Below are 247 nucleotides of genomic sequence, written 5' to 3'. Positions count from 1 at the left end.
CACCCACGCCAACCTGGTAGCCAACATGCTCCAGGTGCTGGCGTGTTTCTCGCAGCACGGGCCAGACGGGCAGAAGATGATCAAGGAAGGCCAGGAGGTGATGATCGCGCCGCTGCCGCTGTACCACATCTACGCGTTTACCGCGAACTGCATGTGCATGATGGTCACAGGCAACCACAACGTGCTGATTACCAACCCACGCGACATCGCCGGTTTCGTCAAGGAGCTGGGCAAGTGGCGTTTTTCC

General features: G+C 59.1%; 1 protein-coding gene. It reads left to right on the top strand.

What is annotated here, in order from left to right:
* Positions 1-247 (top strand): AMP-binding protein (locus SB772_RS44240; RefSeq protein ID WP_410839054.1); only part of this gene is annotated, 247 nt, incomplete at both ends.

The organism is Paraburkholderia sp. SIMBA_030 (assembly GCF_046535245.1).
In the GTDB taxonomy this organism is placed as follows: Bacteria; Pseudomonadota; Gammaproteobacteria; order Burkholderiales; family Burkholderiaceae; genus Paraburkholderia.
The sequence above is the reverse complement of the archived record's forward strand: the minus strand, read 5'-3'. Positions and strand labels throughout refer to the sequence as shown.